The 18910-nt window shown below is 70.1% G+C and carries 18 protein-coding genes; 7 read left to right on the top strand and 11 right to left on the bottom strand.

Features of this window, described 5'->3' with window-relative positions; all coding sequences use genetic code 11:
* Positions 1-195 precede the first annotated feature (195 nt).
* Together FDO69_RS36670 and FDO69_RS36665 are read left to right on the top strand one after the other, a co-directional pair.
* On the top strand, positions 196-516 hold the full coding sequence (locus tag FDO69_RS36670; RefSeq protein WP_104787366.1) for a hypothetical protein: 321 nt from the start codon (positions 196-198) through the stop codon (positions 514-516).
* A gap of 20 nt (positions 517-536) precedes the next feature.
* Positions 537-1496, top strand: coding sequence for a DUF8017 domain-containing protein (locus tag FDO69_RS36665; RefSeq protein WP_104787363.1), 960 nt, complete (start codon positions 537-539; stop codon positions 1494-1496).
* 457 nt (positions 1497-1953) lie between these two features.
* Here FDO69_RS36665 and FDO69_RS36660 read toward each other — a convergent pair whose 3' ends face one another.
* The 6 genes from FDO69_RS36660 to FDO69_RS36635 are packed head-to-tail and all read right to left on the bottom strand — an operon-like array spanning position 1954 to position 5970.
* A complete protein-coding gene (locus tag FDO69_RS36660; RefSeq protein ID WP_104787361.1) occupies positions 1954-2523 on the bottom strand; it encodes a hypothetical protein in 570 nt (189 codons plus the stop codon).
* Between the two features lie 41 nt (positions 2524-2564).
* Positions 2565-3101, bottom strand: a complete 537-nt coding sequence (locus FDO69_RS36655; protein ID WP_234388252.1) for a hypothetical protein — start codon at positions 3099-3101, stop codon at positions 2565-2567.
* Between the two features lie 38 nt (positions 3102-3139).
* Positions 3140-3808, bottom strand: a complete 669-nt coding sequence (locus FDO69_RS36650; RefSeq protein ID WP_104787358.1) for a hypothetical protein — start codon at positions 3806-3808, stop codon at positions 3140-3142.
* Positions 3789-4382: a hypothetical protein gene (locus FDO69_RS36645; RefSeq protein ID WP_104787355.1), complete on the bottom strand. Its 594-nt coding sequence runs from the start codon at positions 4380-4382 to the stop codon at positions 3789-3791. The genes FDO69_RS36650 and FDO69_RS36645 overlap by 20 nt, the downstream gene beginning before the upstream one ends.
* A gap of 32 nt (positions 4383-4414) precedes the next feature.
* Positions 4415-5662 carry a putative T7SS-secreted protein gene (locus FDO69_RS36640; RefSeq protein WP_104787353.1) on the bottom strand — a complete coding sequence of 416 codons (1248 nt, stop codon included), beginning with the start codon at positions 5660-5662 and terminating at the stop codon, positions 4415-4417.
* Positions 5659-5970 (bottom strand): WXG100 family type VII secretion target, encoded by a 312-nt coding sequence (locus FDO69_RS36635; protein WP_031105198.1) that lies wholly within the window; start codon positions 5968-5970, stop codon positions 5659-5661. The genes FDO69_RS36640 and FDO69_RS36635 overlap by 4 nt, the downstream gene beginning before the upstream one ends.
* A gap of 332 nt (positions 5971-6302) precedes the next feature.
* On the opposite strand from FDO69_RS36635, the gene FDO69_RS36630 reads away from it, so the two are divergent.
* Entirely contained in the window at positions 6303-6791 is a 489-nt protein-coding gene (locus FDO69_RS36630; protein WP_234388251.1) for a hypothetical protein, read from the top strand.
* An 81-nt stretch (positions 6792-6872) separates the two neighbouring features.
* On the opposite strand, the gene FDO69_RS36625 is transcribed toward FDO69_RS36630, so the two are convergent.
* Complete coding sequence (locus FDO69_RS36625) at positions 6873-7175, bottom strand: WXG100 family type VII secretion target (RefSeq protein WP_104787347.1); 303 nt, start codon at positions 7173-7175, stop codon at positions 6873-6875.
* 398 nt (positions 7176-7573) lie between these two features.
* On the opposite strand from FDO69_RS36625, the gene FDO69_RS36620 reads away from it, so the two are divergent.
* Positions 7574-12229, top strand: coding sequence for an FtsK/SpoIIIE domain-containing protein (locus tag FDO69_RS36620; RefSeq protein ID WP_104787345.1), 4656 nt, complete (start codon positions 7574-7576; stop codon positions 12227-12229).
* 45 nt (positions 12230-12274) lie between these two features.
* Here FDO69_RS36620 and FDO69_RS36615 read toward each other — a convergent pair whose 3' ends face one another.
* The 3 genes from FDO69_RS36615 to FDO69_RS36605 form a co-directional block, all read right to left on the bottom strand.
* Entirely contained in the window at positions 12275-12787 is a 513-nt protein-coding gene (locus FDO69_RS36615) for a hypothetical protein (RefSeq protein WP_240806347.1), read from the bottom strand.
* Positions 12751-14286 carry a serine/threonine-protein kinase gene (locus FDO69_RS36610; RefSeq protein ID WP_240806346.1) on the bottom strand — a complete coding sequence of 512 codons (1536 nt, stop codon included), beginning with the start codon at positions 14284-14286 and terminating at the stop codon, positions 12751-12753. The genes FDO69_RS36615 and FDO69_RS36610 overlap by 37 nt, the downstream gene beginning before the upstream one ends.
* Before the next feature lie 93 nt (positions 14287-14379).
* Complete coding sequence (locus tag FDO69_RS36605; protein ID WP_031103061.1) at positions 14380-15228, bottom strand: menaquinone biosynthetic enzyme MqnA/MqnD family protein; 849 nt, start codon at positions 15226-15228, stop codon at positions 14380-14382.
* Positions 15229-15550: 322 nt separating this feature from the next.
* Here FDO69_RS36605 and FDO69_RS36600 point away from each other — a divergent pair, with 322 nt between their 5' ends.
* The 3 genes from FDO69_RS36600 (at position 15551) to FDO69_RS36590 (ending at position 16767) form a co-directional block, all read left to right on the top strand.
* Positions 15551-15754, top strand: a complete 204-nt coding sequence (locus tag FDO69_RS36600) for a cold-shock protein (protein WP_003992177.1) — start codon at positions 15551-15553, stop codon at positions 15752-15754.
* Positions 15755-15865: 111 nt separating this feature from the next.
* A complete protein-coding gene (locus FDO69_RS36595) occupies positions 15866-16087 on the top strand; it encodes a glycine zipper domain-containing protein (RefSeq protein WP_199838355.1) in 222 nt (73 codons plus the stop codon).
* Positions 16088-16116: 29 nt separating this feature from the next.
* The gene (locus tag FDO69_RS36590; RefSeq protein ID WP_104787339.1) at positions 16117-16767 is read left to right on the top strand and encodes a class I SAM-dependent methyltransferase; all 651 of its coding nucleotides are present in this window, start codon (positions 16117-16119) and stop codon (positions 16765-16767) included.
* A 147-nt stretch (positions 16768-16914) separates the two neighbouring features.
* On the opposite strand, the gene kstD is transcribed toward FDO69_RS36590, so the two are convergent.
* Positions 16915-18687: a 3-oxosteroid 1-dehydrogenase gene (gene kstD, locus FDO69_RS36585; RefSeq protein WP_104787337.1), complete on the bottom strand. Its 1773-nt coding sequence runs from the start codon at positions 18685-18687 to the stop codon at positions 16915-16917.
* Between the last annotated feature and the right edge of the window lie 223 nt (positions 18688-18910).

Here is an 18910-nt window from a genome sequence, read left to right as displayed (position 1 = left end):
GGCGCCACTTGGGTCGGATACGCCCTGCCCATAGCCGCGACCCCGGAGGAACGCGGCGAAGGCGCCCAGCCCTCCGTACGGGACCTCTATCCACGAGGCGACGAGAGCAACGGGAACCTGCGGCCCGCCCCCTTTCACGCTTTCACGCTGATATCGCCGAAACTCACGAGAGACACGGGTGTCTCCTACGCGGCGATGGGGTTGTTCTCCGCGGCCGGCGAAGATGACATCCCGCATGGGCAGGTCACCAGGCACGAGCCCGCCGAGGGCATCGCAACATGCGCCTTCATCGTCGCCATCGCCCCCACGGACCAGGCCGGCAGCGACACCGATGTCGTCGCTCAGGGCATCCTCGCTGCGCTCTCCAGCGGGCCGTCCAGCAACGCCATTCGGCTCGACCTGCCGTGCGCCCCTGCGACGTACCGGCATACGGAACCTGGTGACGAGCGCCGTACCGTCCAGGGCCCGTGCACTGAGCAGTCCGCCGCCCGCTTGACCGGACGCTTCCGGCGCTGATCACCGTATCGTTGGGCCACATGTGGCCAGGAAAGCAGCCGCCCGAGGACGGGCAGGAACCGCAGCAGCAGCCGACCGAGCAGGCCTCGAATCCGTACCTGCGGCCCGGATATCACCAGCCGAACCCGTACCTGCAGACTCAGGCGTCGGACGTGCCCACGCAACCGGCCGGTGTGCCGGCGGCTCCACCGCCGAGCGGCGCTCGGACCCGCAGCACGATAGTCGCCGTCCTCGCGGCGACAGCCGTCGTGGCAGCCGCGGCCGCAACCGGCTTCGTCACCCTCGGCGGCAGCAACGACCGGGCAGGCACCGACCCCACCAAGGCACCCGCGCCGTCGCCGAGTTCGAGCAACCCTCGGGACACGGACACCGAGGCGGCCACGGTCAAGGGATGGAAAGTCGTGGTGAACCCGGATCAGGGAATCGCATTCGATGTTCCGCCCAGGTGGGCGCTCCAGTCACCGGATTGGGTCACGTACGTCTCCGAGAACGACGACCCGGAGGACACTCCACTGATCGGGATGCGCGCCCCCGCGTATTTGAAGGAAAAGTGGTGCACCTCGGACGAGAACGAGGACGGCACCGAGGAGAACACGTCGCTGGCCGTCGCGGGTTCCAGGAGCAACAACGGCGCTCGGAGCACCGGGGAGATCGCCGCCTCCGATCCCAAGACCTGGGTGTACGGGCAGTTCGCCCAGCCCGACAAGGCCAAAGTGAGGACAGACACCGTGGAGCCTTTCACCACGAAGTCCGGCATCAACGGGAGTCTGGGGTCCGCCTGGTCCGTCGGTGCCAAGCAGAAGTCACAGAAGTGCTCGACGGAGGGCAAGGCGTGGACTTTCGCCTTCGAGAACTCCGAAGGCGATCTGGCCTCCTGGTCGTTCTTCGGGGCCAAGGGCGTATCCGAGGAGGTGCCGGAATCAACGGTGCGTAAGATTGCCGCCACCGTACGGCTTTATGAGGAGCCGTCGGGTACCTGACCAGGAGTGACGGCGATGGAAACGGTCGGCGTCGCATCAGGTCACGGCGTCGCTCCAGGTGCCCCGCTCCGCCAGGGCAGCCTGGTCACCGGTGCCCTGCCCCACATTCCCAGCGCAGCACCAGAACCGCAGCGAGCGGCAGCACGATCCAGGCGAGGAGCAAGGCCACCCTGGCTACTGGGCTCGGCAACGGCACAGCGGGCCCGAGCCAGGCGAGCCCGAACGAACCGCCGACACACACGACACTCGAAGCCGCCCACCGCAGAAAATCGGAGTCGTGGCGCTGCAGCACCTGCGGGGTGAGCGGAGGAGCCGGCTTCGCTCACCGCAGGGCGGGGTCGGTTCCCGCGGCCCGAGCCCCGGGAGGCGTTCGCGTAGGTGTTCGCGGGCTTACTGCCGGACCTTGGCCGCACGCGTTGGCTGGACGTTTGCCGAGCGGGCCGCTCTGCGGAGGCCTTCACCTGCGTGCCGCCCGGCTCTTCCCCTTGCCCTTCCTCCGGAGCCTCCGTGCACGCATCCGCTCCACCGCGAGCTGCTCCGCTGCCCGCGCGCTGGTCCAGCGGTGGACGGACCAGCCGACCAGGCCGGCAGTGACGACGTAGGCGAGGAACGCGGTCCCAGTCCCGGGAATGTACGCGCAACTCATCGACGCGCAGTGCCTGGCACGCAAGCCACTCAGCAGATAGAAGAGCGGCCCGAAAACCGCAGCGCAGCACAGCGCCGTTCCCGTGGATCGCAGCCCACGCGCCAGGCGGGTTCCGCCCGAGAACCCCGGCGGGGTGCAACGCAGCCCTCCGATCACCCCGAGCACGGTGATCACACCGAGGACCGCACCCAGCGCCCCCGAGCCTCCTGGCAGTTCCACGAGGGTCGGGAGGGTCTCGCGGGCGAACCGCTTCCACAGTCCCGTGAACAGCAGGATCAGGCCCGTGCCGACCACCAGGCAGAGGATCGCCACGGCGATTCCCAAGCCGTCGCGCACTCCCCAGCGCCGGTCGGCACCCGTCCCGTCAGCTTGCCTCTGCATCCGTTCCCCTAACGAGCCACACCACCCACCGAGCCCCACACTCACACCACCCACCGAAGCGAACCCGCAATGGCATCACACAAGCGCTCCATCGGACCGGCCATCCCGATGAGCGGAGATGAGAAGGAGAGCGTCAGGTAACCGGCCCGGCCGGGCATCAGGACGTGGACGTTCAGGGTCGTGGCACCGAGAACGCGGACAGCCGGCCCCGCCGTCAGCTCCACCACCGACACCCGCCGCCGCCCGGGGCCTTCAGGCTCGCGCAGTTCGAGCCACGCCGCGTACTTCTCCGGGTCGGCGGGGGTGTCGCCCAACGGCAGCAAGGAAACGAGGAGTGAGGCCGGGAGGCCGCCGTCCTGCGAGGTCGTCAGGAGGAAGAACTCCATGGCCCCGCGTGCCCGGCCCGCCTCCGCCGTATTGCGCAGGGTGGTCCATACGTCCCGCTTGAGTTCAGCGGACACGTGCCGGCCCTCTGACTGGCGGTCCACGAACGTCTTGAGGTGGGAGCGCCAGCGGTCCCGCATGAGGTCGACACGGAACCACTCGCGCGGAACCAGCAGTTCGTAGTCCCTGGGCACTACCACCGCCGGTGAGTCATCACCTGCTGCCGACCCCTTCACCCCGGCATCACCAGCGGAGCTCCGTCGTTGTCGAAGAGTCGGACGCTCTTCACGATGCCGGCGAACATGGCGGAGAAGACGTCCCACCCTTCGGCCGTCGGCGTGCCCATCTCCAGCAGGAGGACCGTGCCGTTGTTCAGCGGTATTTGGACCTGTATGAACGACGTCCAGATCGGTTCGTCCCGGCCCGACTGCGTCAGGCTGCCGTCGATGTGGGAAGACCGGCTGCCGACGCATGTCACGGCCGGGCCGCAGGGCAGCTGTACTTCGCCGATGTCTCCGAGTTCCAGATGCCGCATCGTGGTCGCGATGAAGCCCACCGGATTGGCACCGGCTCGCTCGTCGAGGTCCAGGAGACTGACGTTCACCGTGGCCGTGCAGCGGACGCCGTCGACCTCCGTGGTGACGAAGCCGGCGTACTGCACGCCCGCCTCGATGAACTCGTCGTAGTGCGCCGCGCACATGGCGGCGTACTGCACCTGCACTTCCTCGTCGGCACCGGGCAGAGCCTGCTTGGCCAACTCGACCAGTTGCCCGGCCAGCTCGTCCAGGTCGTCCGCCTCGAAGGGCAGCTCGAGGAAGCCCTCCGGCATGATCCAGCGGACCTCTATGCCGTCGCCTCCCTCGAGGCTGGGCCGGGCTTCCTCAACGGTGTCCGTTGTCATCTGCCTTCTTGCTTTCGGACTGTTCACGGTCGTCCACCTCGGGGCGGAATGTCGCCGCGAAGGGGTACGGCCCGTAGTGCGGATAGTGAGCGGGGATGTCCGCCCCTCCCCGTCGGGCGATGTGGGCGATCTTCCGGTAGGCGGCGGCCCGGGCCCGCAGGTTCTGCCGGACCGGGTCGCCCCAGTGCGACATCGCGCTGCGCACGAAGAAGAAGACCTGAGTCACCACGACGGTGAAGGCGACCGCCAGATAGGCGTTGCGGGGAGCGGCAGTCTCCCAGTACTGGGCCACAGCGGCCCAATAGAGCACGGCCCCGAAGCCCACGAGCGCCAGGGGCACGCCATGCGCGAAGCCTGCCTTGAACATGTCCTCTTCATCGAGATGACGTCGGTGCAGCATGGTCAGCACGGCCCGGTCGTCGAGGAAGTCGAACCGCAGTTCCTGCCCTGCGTGCTCGGCCGCTCGATGCGCCTCGGGTACGGCAGCGATCACCGAACCGCTGACCAGGGTGACGACATCACCGCCCCGGCGCCCGACGAACTCCCATTCCGCGCCTTGGTCATTGTCGTTCACAGCATCTGCCCTCCTTGGACGATCTTCGAGGCCTACGCCGCCAGAGCCGTGTTGAACGCCTTGGGCGAGACACTCGGAGCGGGGCCGGGTGAGGGAGACGGCGTAGGAGTGGGCTTGGCCGTCTCCGGTTCCTGGTATCCGGTCCGCTCGCCGTTCTCGCCGCCGATCATTCTGTGCAAGGCGGACGCGAGGCCCGTGCCCTTGATGACAGCCGTGACCTTCCTGCCGTCGACGAGTTCGTTGCGCGCCACCCTGCCCAGGACCTTGTTGGTCACCGTGACGCCGACACCGTTCAAGAAGGCGTGTCCGATTCCGTCCATCGCAGCCAGGCCCCGGAACGACCCGATGGTCTTCAGCGATCCGAATGCCTTGACTTTCGCCAGCCCCTTGAGCCCGTTCAGGGCCCTGAAGCCCTTCAGTGCGCCCAATCCGGGCAGGATTCCCAGCGCGTCGGCACCCAACTTCAGCCAGTCGACCTTCCCCCCGCGCACTGACATGTCGTATGCATGCCCGGCAAGGGCGGCAGCGCTGGACAGCACAGCGAGGGTGGCGAAAATGGGAGTCAGGAACTGCAGCGGCGGCACGAATGCGCAGATGACCGCGAGCACCGAGAGCACTGCCGATATGTTCGACAGCATGTCCGCCCAGTCGGCCAGGAAGTTCATGAATCCGCCCGGGTCCCGAACGTCATCATGATGCACGACGTTCTTGATATGACGAGCGGCCTTGTCTCCCGCGTCGTCATAGATGTCCCTGGCGTCCTTCACATCCTTCCGCGCACCGCCGATGCGCAGCAACGCCTCGGAGCGCTTCTTGACCCAACGGTCGTACTCGTCCTTCTCCGCCGCTGGAATGTTGTGCGTCGGGTACTTGTCTTCGTACTTCTGCACTTCGCGATCCGCAAGGTCGTGATCACTCTTGGCGTCGCGATAGTCACTCAGCGCCTTGTCGGCTTTTCGCTGCGCACGGCGCATCTCGCTGGCGAACTGGTCCGAGCTCCCTTCGCGCACGTCCTCGCCGATGGCTTTGGCCGCCTCGTCGTAGCGTTCGAAGGACTTCTTCAGCTTGTCCGCCGTACCTCCGGCCAGCTCGTGAAAACCCTTACCGGCCTCACTGTCCCAGCCCTCCACGGAAGCAAGTGCCTCGATGACCCGCGACTGTTCGTCGATCATGTCCGCCATCTTGCGCAACTTGCGCCCCAGCTCGGCCACTTCCTCCGGGTCGCCCGGCGTCGGGTCGTCATGCCACAGAGGCGGCCAGTCGGAGTCCGTCCTGCTCACTTCTTCCCCTTGCTCTGCGCCTTGGCGTCCCGGATGGCCTGGGCCAGCTTCTGGTCGACCTCGTCATACGCCTTGGCGGCGGTGGAGGTGAACTCGGCCAGCTGCTCGAGCTCCTTCATCAGTTTCTTCCGAGTCTTCTTCCAGGTGTCCCCGAAATCGGAGAAGGCATCTTTCAGGCCCCCATGCCCGACAGCCCGGCCATACTCGTCCGCAGGGTTGCCGTGCCGCTCGAACTCACCATGAATCTTGGTGAGATCGCGCGAGCAGCGTTTGATAGCGGCAAGGTCCGCCTTGATATGGTCCCCCATGGGCACTTCTCTTTCTGGTTGTTCTCGGTGAATCAGACGGGCGCGAGCGCAGTCGGGACATCGTCACCCCTCATGACGCCCGGCACCGGATAGGCTCCTGGTATACGGACCCGTTCCCCGCAGGCAAGGAGAGTCGTGACGTGACATCCAGGGGCAAGCAGCGTGTGATAGCCGAGCGCCTCGGCATCCACTCCGAAGCGGGGGAATGGTGCACGATCGACGAGATCCCACAGCCTCCCGCGCAGGTGCTTCAGGCTGCCGGCTCCCCTCGCCTCCGACCTGGAAGACTGCGCCCTTTGGGCATGGTCGGCGCGGTGCTCGCAGTGCCGTTCATGCCCCTTCTCATGTTGCTGACCCTGCTGTCGAACATGGAAGAAGCGTTCAAGCGCGCTCTCGCCACAAAGGGCGAGAAGGAGCGGATGCGAGCCGCGGACGAGGCCGACAGGCGCCGGGACGCCATCATCGCCGAACAGGGGCTCGACCGGGTCTTCGACGGCAACTGGCAGGGCTGTGCGGGGCAGTTCCTGCTGCAGTGGTACAGCCACTCCACTCACCATCAGCGCCTGGTGCTCGCCACCAAGGACGGGATCGTGCTGGCAGCCCCACCGCAGCGGGTCACCGTCGGAAGGGAGAAGGCCATGCAGATCGTCGCCCGGCTCCCTGCCACCGAGGCCACCCTCGTCGACCCGTTTTCCGGGGCGTACGAAACAAGGATGCTGCTGCTCCGCTTCCGCGACGGATCCTGGCTGCGCGTCGACACGGAAGAGCTCCGCAGCGACCTCCACACCTACCTGCTCCGGCAGCCTCTCCCCGGCACCTGACAGCCCCCGTCCGGTCGGCGACCTGCCGGGTGCCGACAGCGTCCCGCCACCGGCACCCGGCAAGCCCCTGAGCCCCGGGCCCTACTTGCTGCGGGCCTGCTTCGCCAGCTCCTCGTCGATCTGCTCGAACTTGTCCGCGGCCATGGTCAGGTAGTCACCCATGCCGTCCAGACCGTCCAGCGTGTCCTTCATGCCGCGCACGAACTCGTCGAAGTTCTCGTCGAACGCCTTCGACGAGCTCTTCGTGACGTAGCCGCCCTGGACGAGGTTGTTGATGTACTTCTTCAGGCCCTCGAGCTTCTCCTGAACCTTTTCCTTCTCCTTCACGACATGCTTCGCCGCATCCCGCATGTCCTGATATGTGACATCAAGGTCCTTGGCCATGAAGCCGCTCCCTCTCGCAACGCCGCAGGGCCAACCCCCGTGGCTCCCTGTTTGCGGACTCGTCGGCCCGGAGGCCGAGTTGCCGGTCGCACGTGGCAACCGGTGTGATCGTCCGCTCTTGCGTCAGCAGCTTACGGGGGTGGCCTGTGGTGCCCCATACCCGCCTTGTGAACGAGCCGTCATGAAAGCGTGTACGACGTTGCCATCGGGAACATCACGGGGCCTCCCCATTGCCCCGCCGTCACACCGAACGGATATCGTCCCTGTACCACTGGGACCCGCGTGACTGAAGCGAGCGAGCAGGGCTGCGAGCAGCACCGCAAGCGATCAGCACCGCGGCGACCAGCGACAGACACCACAGCGGCCACACCGGCCCAGTGGCACGGGGAGGACAAGTCGTGCGCCTGACTCTGACCGTCGTCGACCCGTACGGCGGTGGCACCGCCGACGTCGTGCTCGATGCCGATCCTGAGTCCACCGTGGGGGACATCGCGCAGGAGCTGGCCAAGCAGGTGGGGCACAGCGGGGCGCAGGTCATCCCGCTCGGGCAGCACCGGCACGCGCCGGCCAACAACGCGCCCCTCGTGTACGTGGACGGGTACGCCGTCGATCCGGGTGCCACTGTCGTCGGATCGCCCCTGCGCGAGGGTGCCGTCGTCAGTCTTCAGGATCCGTCCGGGTGTCTGCCCGGTGAGCCCACCGGGCTCGTCGAGCTGCGGGTCGTCGGCGGACCCGCCGCCGGGTTCGTGCACCGGCTCGGGGTGGGGCGGTACGACATCGGCAGCGGTGCAGCGTCGTACGTCCGTGTCGACGATCCCGAGGTCGATGCCCGGGCCCTCACCCTCTCCGTCGCCACCGACGGCACCTGCCAGGTCGCCGTGCACATGGACAGGGAGCACGTCACCCTCGACGGCACGTCCCTCGCAGAGGACGAGGACAAGAAGAAGGACGAGCCCAGCGGCAAGAAGCGCGGCAAGAAGAAGGACCAGGAGAAGACGAAAGAGGAGGGGAAGGGGAAGACCGGGCCTACCGAGTGGCCCCTCGGCGCCCAGATCGGGCTCGGGAACACCCTGCTCGAACTCACCCGCTACACACCCCCGAACGCCGCCCTCAAGTGGTCCGACGACGGGGTCGGTCTCGACTACAACCGGCCCCCGCGGCTGCGTCCGCCCGAGCGGCAGACCAGCTTCCGGCTGCCGTCGCCGCCCCGTGACTACGAGGCCAGGCCGCTGCCCTGGCTGATGGCGCTGACCCCGCTGGTCGGTGCCGTCGTATCCGTCATGATCTTCCAGCGCTGGTACTACCTGATCATGGCCGGCCTCAGCCCGATCCTGCTCTTCGCCAACTACTACAACGACAAGAAGCACGGGCGTAAGTCGCACGCCAAGCAGGTCGAGGAGTACCAGGAGCAGAAGGAGCGGATCGAGAAGGACGCCCAGGACGCGCTCGTCGCCGAACGGAACGACCGGCGGCAGGCCATACCCGACCCGGCGACCGTGCTCGCCCTCGGGACCGGGCCGCGTACCCGTCTGTGGGAGCGGCGGCGCACCGACCGCGACCACCTTCTGATCCGTTTCGGGACGGGGCAGTTGCCCTCCGAGGTGGTGCTCGACGACCCCGAGCAGGACGACCACCGCCGCCAGGTGACATGGAAGATCGAGGACGCCCCGGTCGCGCTGCACCTGCGTACGCTCGGTGTCGTCGGCATGGCCGGACCCGGCGACTCCGCCCGGGCCCTCGGGCGTTGGGCCGTCGCGCAGACGGCGGCGCTGCACAGCCCGATGGACGTGCAGTTCTACGTGCTCAGCGACAACGCCGCGCAGGAGTCCTGGGACTGGGTGCGCTGGCTGCCGCACGCCCGGCCGTCGGGCGGGCAGGACGTCAACGCGCTCATCGGGACGGACGCCGAGACCGTCGGTGCCCGCATCGGTGAGCTGACGCAGATCCTCGACGCGCGCAAGAAGGCCGCCGAGGAGAACAAGTCGCAGGGCAATTCGAGCTTCGGCGACCCCGACATCGTCGTCGTGTGGGACGGCTCGCGGCGGCTGCGGTCCCTTCCCGGCGTGGTACGGCTGCTGCGCGAAGGGCCGTCCGTGTCGATGTTCGCCATCTGCCTGGACGCCGAGGAGCGGTTCCTGCCCGGCGAGTGCCAGGCGTACGTCGTGGCCGAGCCGAAGGCCGAGGAGTACCAGCCGGCCGCCCAGCAGGTGCAGCAGCAGTCCCAGCAGGTCGCCGGTGCCTTCCCCTCCTTCCAGGCCTGGCACACCGCCGCGCAGCAGCCCGAACAGGCGGAGCGCACCGAACAGTTGCGGCTGCGCGTCGAGGAGGCTGGTGCGGAGCGCCTGAAGGACGTACGGCCCGACTTCGTCTCCGCCGCCTGGTGTCTGCGCCTGGCACGGTCGCTGTCGCCGCTGCGTGACATCAGCGGTGAGACCGAGGACTCGGCGCTGCCGGGGTCGAGCCGGCTGTTGGACGTGCTGCAGCTGGAGCCGCCGACCAGTGACGCGATCGTGGCCCGGTGGCGGATGGGCGGGCAGTCGACCCTGGCCGTCATCGGCGAGTCGTACGACGGGCCGTTCGGCATCGACATCCGCAAGGACGGTCCGCACGGTCTGATCGCCGGTACGACCGGTTCGGGTAAGTCGGAGCTGCTGCAGACCATCGTGGCGGCGCTGGCGGTGGCGAACACGCCCGAGAACATGACGTTCGTGCTGGTCGACTACAAGGGTGGTGCGGCCTTCAAGGACTGTGTGCATCTGCCGCACACGGTCGGCATGGTGACCGACCTCGACGCCCACCTGGTGGAGCGCGCCCTGGAGTCGCTGGGTGCGGAGCTGCACCGGCGCGAGCACATCCTGGCCGCCGCCGACGCCAAGGACATCGAGGACTACCAGGATCTAGTGCGCCGGGATCCGTCGCACCAGCCGGTGCCGCGGCTGCTCATCGTCATCGACGAGTTCGCCTCGATGGTGCGTGACCTGCCCGACTTCGTGACGGGTCTGGTGAACATCGCCCAGCGTGGCCGTTCCCTCGGCATTCACCTACTGCTGGCGACGCAGCGGCCGTCCGGTGTCGTGTCTCCCGAGATCCGCGCCAACACCAACCTCCGTATCGCACTGCGCGTGACGGACGGCGGCGAGTCGTCGGACGTCATCGACTCGCCCGAGGCGGGGCACATCTCCAAGAACACCCCGGGTCGCGCGTATGCCCGGCTCGGGCACGCCTCGCTGGTGCCGTTCCAGTCCGGCCGCGTCGGTGGCCGTCGGCCCGGCGCCGCCGACCCTGCCGTGCTGATGCCCTGGGTGGGCCCTCTGACCTGGGAGGATCTGGGCCGGGCGGCGCTGGTCAAGCCGAAGGCCGAGTCCCGTGAGGACGAGGAGATCACCGACCTGAAGGTCCTCGTCGACACCATCCGCGACGCCAACAGCTCGCTCGGCATCCCGCCGCAGCACAGCCCGTGGCTGCCCGCCCTGGACGAGACGCTGCTGCTGGACGACGTGGAGCTGCCCGCGTTCGCCGGTGGCCCCGGCAAGCTGCCGCCGGCGCCGTACGGCATCGAGGACCTTCCCGCGAGCCAGTCGCGCCGCCCGGTCGCCGTGGACTTCTCGTCCTTCGGCCACCTCATGATCGGCGGCGCCCCGCGCAGCGGCCGCTCCCAGGTGCTGCGCACCCTGGCGGGTTCCATCGCCCGTACGCACTCGGTCGCCGACGTGCACCTCTATGGCATCGACTGCGGCAACGGCGCGCTCAACGCCCTGACGCGGCTGCCGCACTGCGGTGCGGTGGTGGGCCGTAACCAGACCGAGCGGGTCGTGCGGCTGGTCAACCGGCTCAAGGGCGAGATGGGCCGCCGCCAGGACGTGCTGGCGGACAAGGGCTTCGCGGACATCGGCGAGCAGCGGGCGTCGGTCGCCGAGGACGAGCGGCTGCCGCACATCGTGGTACTGCTGGACCGCTGGGAGGGCTGGGTGCCCACCCTCGGCGAGGTCGACCACGGGTCGCTGACCGACGAGTTGCAGACGATGATGCGCGAGGGCGCGAGCGTCGGTATCCACCTGGTCCTCACGGGTGACCGCACCCTCCTGGTGGGCCGGATCGCGACCCTCACCGAGGACAAGTACGGGCTGCGGCTCGCCGACCGCAGCGACTTCTCCGCGCTCGGCATCCCGGCGCGCAAGGTGCCGGAGGAGATTCCGCCGGGCCGCGCGTTCCGCAACGAGTTCGGTACGGAGACGCAGTTCGCGCTGCTCGCCGCGGACACCACGGGTCAGGGCCAGGCCGCGGCGCTGGCGGCGATCGGCGAGGCGGCCGCGGCCCGCGACGCCTCCGTCCCGCGCTCGCGCCGTCCCTTCCGGGTGGACAGCCTGCCGAGCCGCATCTCCTTCCCGGAGGCGTGGGAGATGCGCGACCCGGAGGCGTCCCGTTCACGGCTGTGGGGTCTGGTCGGCATCGGCGGCGACGAGATCGTCGGCTTCGGCCCCGATCTGGCCGAGGGCGTACCGGCGTTCGTCATCGCGGGCCCGGCCAAGTCGGGCCGCTCGACGGTCCTGCTGAACTTCGCCCACTCGTTCCTGTCCCAGGGCACCCGTTTGGTCATCGCGGCCCCGCGCCAGTCCCCGCTCCGCCAACTCGACGGCACCGAGGGCGTGCTGAAGGTCTTCACCGGTGACGACATCGACGAGGACGAGTTCGAGGAGCTGATCGACCAGGCGTCCCTGGAGGAGCCGATCGCGGTCCTGGTCGACGACGGCGAGATCCTGGAGGACTGCGACGCCGAGAGCCAGATGAAGAAGCTGGTCTCGCGCGGCGCCGAACGCGGGCTCGCGCTGGTCATCGCCGGTGACGAGGAGGACGTGTGCAGCGGCTTCTCGGGCTGGCAGGTCGACGCGAAGAAGGCCCGCCGCGGGATCCTCCTCTCCCCCCAGGAGTCCTCCAGCGGCGACCTCGTCGGCGTCCGCCTCAACCGCAGCATGGTGGGCGGTCAGGTCACCCCCGGCAAGGGCATGCTCCACCTCGGCGACGGGGAGCTGCGCACGGTCGTCATCCCGGGGTGAGGCGGCAAGCAGGGGCGGCCGTCCGAAGCCGGGCGGCCGCCCCCGCTACCCCACCCTCGACATCCGAGCCCGCGGTCGCCCCGACTCCTCGCTCTCCGACCGGTACTGCAGGTCATCCCCCACCGGCTTGAGGTGCACGGTCGTCTTCGCCGGGTTGCAGCCGCTGTGGTTGGTCTTCGCGCCGACCGACGTCGCGACGAGCTCCTTCTGCGTCACCTGCTTCAGGGTGAGTACGTCGACGCAGACCCCGCCGATCTGGTCGGTCTGACGAAGCTTGCCCAACTCAGCGCCCACGGTGGCCTGTTCGACCGTGACGCGGAACGTGCCGAGGGGCAGTCCGCCGTCGAGGGCGACGCCCTGGCCCTCCCAGGTGCCGAGGTACGCGGCGGGCACCGCACCGGCGGAGGGAGCGGAGCTGGCGGTCGCCGCCGGGGGCGAGTCGGAGCCGCTGCTCGAGTCCGCGTCGTCCTGGCCGCCGCCTCGATCCGGCAGCAGGTCGAACACGAACACCGACCCGATCGTCACGGCCGCCATCGCCCCCGCGACCGCCAGCGCCACGGAGCAGCTGAGCCTGCGCACCCGCCCGCCGCCCTCCGGCGCGGAGGTCGCCGCGACGGAGACGGTGACCTTGCCCGGGCGGCGCCCGGAGGCGGGAGCGGTGTCCTGGGGGTGGTCGCCGTCCCGGGGCTCGGGCTGTCCTGGGGGTGGTCGCCGTCCCGGGGCTCGGGCACGGCGGCGTCGTGGCGTGCCGGTGACTGCCCGGCGACGGCGGCGTCGTGGCGTGCCAGTGACTGCCCGGCGACGGCGGCGTCGTGGCGTGCCGGTGACTGCCCGGCGACGGCGGCCTCGATCGCGTCGAGGTTTCGGTCGCCCGGCTGCGCCCGCGGCGCTCCCTGCGCCCCTGCCGCCACAGAGGTGCCGGGCGGAACAGAGGTGCCGGGCGGAACAGAGGTGCCGGGCGGAACAGAGGTACCGGGCGAAACAGGGGGTGCGAGGGGTACAGGCGGTACAGGCGCGGCGGGCGACCGCATCAGCGGCGGTGGTCCGAACGTCCCGAGCGCCTCTCCCCCCGCCCCCTCCCGCTCCCCCACCGAAGGGCTGCTGAACCCGACCGGCCCCGACGGCCCCCCGGCTCCCGGCCCCGCTCCCTCTCCCACCCCCGTCACCTCCAGATTCAGCAACCGCACGGCGCTGCGGCTCACCTGCTCCACCAGCGCCCCGGGCAGCCACCCGCCCGTCACCAGCCGGGCCGCGCCCTCGGGGGCCAGGCGGCGGGCCAGCTCCGCGGGGGCGGGCCGGGTGCCCGGGTCCTTCGCGAGGCAGGCCGCCGTCAGACGCCGCAGCTCACCGTCCAGCAGACCGAGCTCCGGCTCCTCGTGGACGACCTTGTAGAGCAGGGCGGCGGAGGAGTCGCCGGGGAAGGGCGGTTCGCCGGTCGCCGCGTACACGAGGACCGCGCCCAGGGAGAAGACGTCGGCCGCGCCCGTGACGCCCTTGCCCAGGATCTGCTCGGGCGACATGTAGCCGGGCGAGCCGATGGACACGCCGGTGGAGGTGAGGGACGCGGTGCCGTCCGTGGCCCGGGCGATCCCGAAGTCGATCAGCAGCGGCCCGTCGAGGGTCAGCAGGACGTTCGACGGCTTCACGTCCCGGTGCACCAGCCCCAGCTCGTGCACCGCCGCCAGCGCCTCGGCGAGTCCCGCCCCGAGGGCCCGTACGGTGTGGGCCGGCAGGGGTCCGGCGTCGGCGATCGCGGCCGACAGCGACGGTCCGGCCGCGTACGCCGTCGCCACCCACGGCACCCGCGCCCCCGGGTCGGCGTCCAGGACGGGCGCCGTCCAGGCGCCGCCCACCCGGCGCGCGGCGTCGACCTCACGCCGGAAACGGGTGCGGAACTCCTCGTCCAGCGCGAAGTGCGGATGCACGATCTTCACGGCGACCGTGCGGCCACCGGCGCTGCGGCCGAGGTAGACCCGGCCCATGCCGCCGGAGCCCAGCCGGCCCAGCAGCCGGTAGGGCCCCACGACGGATGGTTCGTCGACGTCGAGCGGCCGCATGGGCGTCACCCCTCCCCCGAAGGCAGGCGGGGACGTCACCGGTCCCGGTGCGCCTGCACTCTCCAGCAGAGTAGTGCGGGAGCACCGTCCGGCTCACGGCTGGAGCAGGTCCACCTTCACGTCCGCGGGGAAGCCGGTCGTCGGGCCGACCCGCCGGGCGAACTCGGCGACCGCGGCCAGCTGCGGGCCGCCGAAGCGGAAGTCGAGCGTGGTGAAGTAGCGGGCGAGGGTCTCCTCGTCGAAGGCCTCCCAGCGGGCGGCCTGCTCGGCGACCTTGCCGACCTCCTCCAGGGAGAGGTTGCGGGAGTCGAGGAAGGCCTCGTGCACCCGGCGGGTGATGACCGGCTCGCGCTCCAGGTAGTCGCGGCGGGCCGCCCAGACCGCGAAGACGAACGGCAGGCCCGTCCACTCCTTCCACAGCGCGCCGAGGTCGTGCACTTCCAGGCCGAAGCGCGGCCCGTCGAGCATGTTCGCGCGCAGGGCCGCGTCGCCGATGAGGACGGCGGCGTCGGCCTCCTGCATCATCAGGCTCAGGTCGGGCGGGCAGGTGTAGTAGTCCGGCTGGACGCCGTAGCGCTCGGCGAGGAGCAGCTGGGCGAGGCGGACGGAGGTGCGGGAGGTCGACCCGAGGGCGACGCGGGCGCCGTCCAGACGGTCCAGCGGGACCTGCGAGACGATCACGCAGGACATGACCGGGCCGTCGCAGCCGACGGCGATGTCGGGGAAGGCGACCAGATCGTCGGCGTGCCGGAGGAACTCGACGAGGGTGATCGGACCGATGTCGAGTTCGCCCTGCACCAGCTTCTCGCTGAGCTTCTCCGGGGTGTCCTTGGAGAGCTCGAAGTCGAGGAGCGTGCCCGTTCTCGCGAGCCCCCAGTACAGGGGCAGGCAGTTCAGGAACTGGATGTGGCCGACGCGCGGCCGGGTGCGAGGATTGTCCACATCGTGAGGCTAGCCCTCACGGCGTACGGACCGGCGCGCGACCCCGCCGTCGAGGTTGCGAGCCCGTGGTGGGCGCCTCTCCGCCAGTCGGCGGAAGGATGTTCAAACATTCGGGTGACGTGATCTTGACCCCTATTGCATTCCGCGGCCTGCGTGCTAGGCTCGTCGCAAGTTGCAGTTTGGTTTCCCTTGCAGTACAGAGCCTGCGGAGCATGTGACCGCGGGCTCTCGTCATTCTCAGACATATGCACTTGTGCGGAATTCATCTTCACACTTGCTGGTTCTGGAGCAGGGCAACCCTTTTGAAGCCCAAGGAGGGCTTATGGCTACCGGAACCGTCAAGTGGTTCAACGCCGAAAAGGGCTTTGGTTTCATCGCCCAGGAGGGCGGCGGCCCCGACGTCTTCGTCCACTACTCCGCGATCAACGCGAGCGGCTTCCGCTCGCTCGAGGAGAACCAGCAGGTGTCTTTCGACGTCACGCAGGGCCCGAAGGGCCCGCAGGCTGAGAACGTCACGCCGGTCTGATTTGTAGTACCCAAGGAGCCCCGCGCCGCAAGGCGACGGGGCTCCTGCCCTTATCCAAGCCCTTCCGCCCGATGAATTCCCGGTGAATTCCGGCCGTGGGACGATGGGCGGATGCAGAATGATCAGGAGAACGGCGAGGAGCCCGGCGACCCGCCCGCCGACCGGACTCTGGCCACGGGCCTGTCGGTCGGCCTGTCCCTCGGCACGGCCATGGGGCTGGTGCTCGGCATGACCGTCTTCGACAACCTCGCCCTGGGCCTGGCCCTGGGCCTCGGTTTCGGTACGGCGATCGGAGCGGGTGTGGGTGTCGGCGCCCGGCGGGGCCGCCCCTGAGAGACGGCGCCGCGCTAGGGTCTGCGGCCGTGACCGACGCCGACTTCGTGACCGAGACCCGCACCTTCTACGACACCGTGGCCGAGGAGTACGCCGTCCACTTCGACGACCTGCGGCCCGGGTCGCCACTCGACCGGGGCGTGCTGTACGGCTTCGCGGAGCTCGTGGGTGCGGGCGGCGAGGTCGCGGACCTGGGATGCGGGCCCGGGCGGGTGACGGCGTACCTGGCGTCCCGGGGGCTGTCGGTGTTCGGGCTCGACCTGTCGGAGTCGATGCTCACGATCGCCCGCCGCGAGCACCCGGACCTGCGGTTCGTGCGGGGCTCGATGCTGGAGCTGGACCTGCCGGACGGCTCGCTCGACGGCGTCGTGTCCTGGTACTCCATCATCCACACGCCCGAGGAGCACCTGCCCGCCCTCTTCGCCGGCTTCCACCGCGTCCTGCGCCCCGGCGGCCATCTGCTCCTCGGCTTCCAGTGCGGCGACGAGCCCCGCCGCTACGAGGAGGCCTTCGGGCACCGGGTGTCCCTGACCTTCCGCCGGCGCCGGCCGGAACGCATCGCCGCCCTGCTGAGCGGCGCCGGCTTCACCGTCCGCGCCACGACGGTGAGGGAGGCGGACGAGGCACAGGGCGAGCCGGTCGCCCAGGCGAGCCTCGTGGCCCGCAAGCCGGCGGAGTAAGCCGCCCGGCGCATCGCCGCAGCCCCACGCGCGACGCCCCGGGCGGCTCCGCGACCGGTCCCGGGTGCCCCCAGGCGCACCGAGACCGGCTCACGCTCAGCCCTCGCAACGCCCTCCGACCAGAACCGCACGAGAGGCGACCCGGGACTACAGCACCCCCGCGGCATCCCTCGCCGCGATGTACCCGAACGTCATCGCCGGGCCGATCGTCGACCCCGCGCCCGCGTAGCTGTGGCCCATCACGGCCGCGCTCGCGTTCCCCGCCGCGTACAGGCCGGGGATCACCGAGCCGTCCTCCCGCAGCACCCGGGCCCGGGCGTCCGTGCGGAGGCCGCCCTTGGTGCCGAGGTCGCCGGGGACGATGCGGAAGGCGTGGTACGGGGGGAGCCAGAGGGGCGCCAGACAGGAGTTGGGGAGGATCGAGGGGTCCGTGTAGTAGTGGTCGTAGGTGCTGTCGCCCCGGTGGAAGTCGGGGTCCTCGCCCTGGAGCGCCTGGGCGTTGAAGCGGTTCACGCTGGTACGCAGGGCCGCCGCCGGGACGCCGATCGAGGCCGCCAGCGCGTCCAGGGTCCACTCCTTGTGCGCGGCCCCGGAGTCGTACCAGGCGTCGGGGAAGGGCAGGGTCGGCAGGACGTCCTTGAAGAGGTACCGGTTGCGGTAGTTCTGGTCGGTGATCAGCCAGGACGGGATCGCCTCGTGTTCGTCGTACATGGTGTGCACGACGTCGCTGTAGGGCGCGGCCTCGTTGACGAAGCGCCGGCCCGCGCCGTTGACCAGCAGCCCGCCGGGCAGGGTGCGTTCGGCGAGGCAGAAGTACGGCTGTCCGGGGATCGGGATCGCCGGGCCCCACCAGGCGTCGTCCATCAGGTCGAGCGCCGCGCCCAGCCGCTCCCCCGCCCGGATGCCGTCACCGGTGTTCTCCTTCGCCCCGACGGTCCACTCCGTGCCGATGGGCTGCCGCTGGAAGCGCTGCCGCATCGCCGCGTTGTGCTCGAAGCCGCCCGAGCCGACGATCACGCCCCGGCGGGCGCGGAGCAGTCCGGGTGTGCCGTCGCGGCTGACGACGGCTCCCGTCACCGTGCCGTTCTCGACGTGCAGGTCCGTCAGGGGCGTGTTCAGCCAGACCGGGACCTGGGCCGAGCGCAGGCCCGCCCGTAGGCCCGCGGCCAGCGCCTGGCCCATCGTCAGGGGTTTCTGGCCGAGCGTCGCCGCCTTCGCGCCGCGGGCGAGGCACTGGGCGGCGACGGTTGCGCCCCGGGCGTTCACGGCGGCCAGGGCGACCCACTTGTAGTCGGCGCTGAAGACGACCATGCCGGCGGGGACGTCCATGTACGGCGGGTTGAGGTGCGCCAGCTCGGCGCCCAGGAGGTTGCCGTCGAGCTGGTCCGGTTCGATGGAGCGGCCGTTCGGCAGGCCGCCGGGCAGCTCGGGGTAGTAGTCGCTGTAGCCCTCCATCCAGCGGAACCTCAGGGGGCTGTTCGCCATGACGAAGGAGATCATCGCCGGGCCGTGGGTCAGGAAGGCCCGCTGCCGGTCGGCGGGGATCTCCGGGCCGACGACCGCGGCGAGGTAGGAGGCGGCCTTCGCGGGAGTGTCCGGGACCCCGGCCGCGAGGATCACGGAGTTGTCGGGGATCCAGATCCCGGCACCGGAGCGGGCGGCCGAGCCGCCGAAGGTCGGTGCCTTCTCCACGACGACGCAGCTCAGGCCCTGGCGCGCGGCCGTCAGCGCCGCGGTCATGCCGGCGGCGCCGGAGCCGATGACGACGACGTCGTACGTGCCGAGCGGCGGTAAGTCGGCCGCCCGGGCGCCTTGGTGCACTCCGGCGGCGACCGCGAGCCCGGCGCCGGCGGCCCCGGCCAGCAGTCGTCTTCGGGACGGGGCTTCGGCGGTGCCCGGGGTGTCCGTGGGTGTGGTCATGGCCGCTCCAGCCCGACGAGAACGCGAAAGGGGTGGGGAATGTCGCGCGGGGCTCTTGCGAAGTCAAGACCCGTGCGGCACCCACCGCGCGTCCCTGGCGGGGCGGACCGGTCCGCGAAGGCCCCTCCCGCGCGACCCGGCGGCCGCATGCCGATCCACGAAGGCCCCTCCCGCGCGACCCGGCGGCCGCATACCGATCCACGAAGGCCCCTCCCGCGCGACC

This window comes from Streptomyces tibetensis (assembly GCF_007655005.1).
In the GTDB taxonomy this organism is placed as follows: Bacteria; Actinomycetota; Actinomycetes; order Streptomycetales; family Streptomycetaceae; genus Streptomyces; species Streptomyces tibetensis.
This window is presented reverse-complemented; position numbering and strand designations above follow the sequence as displayed.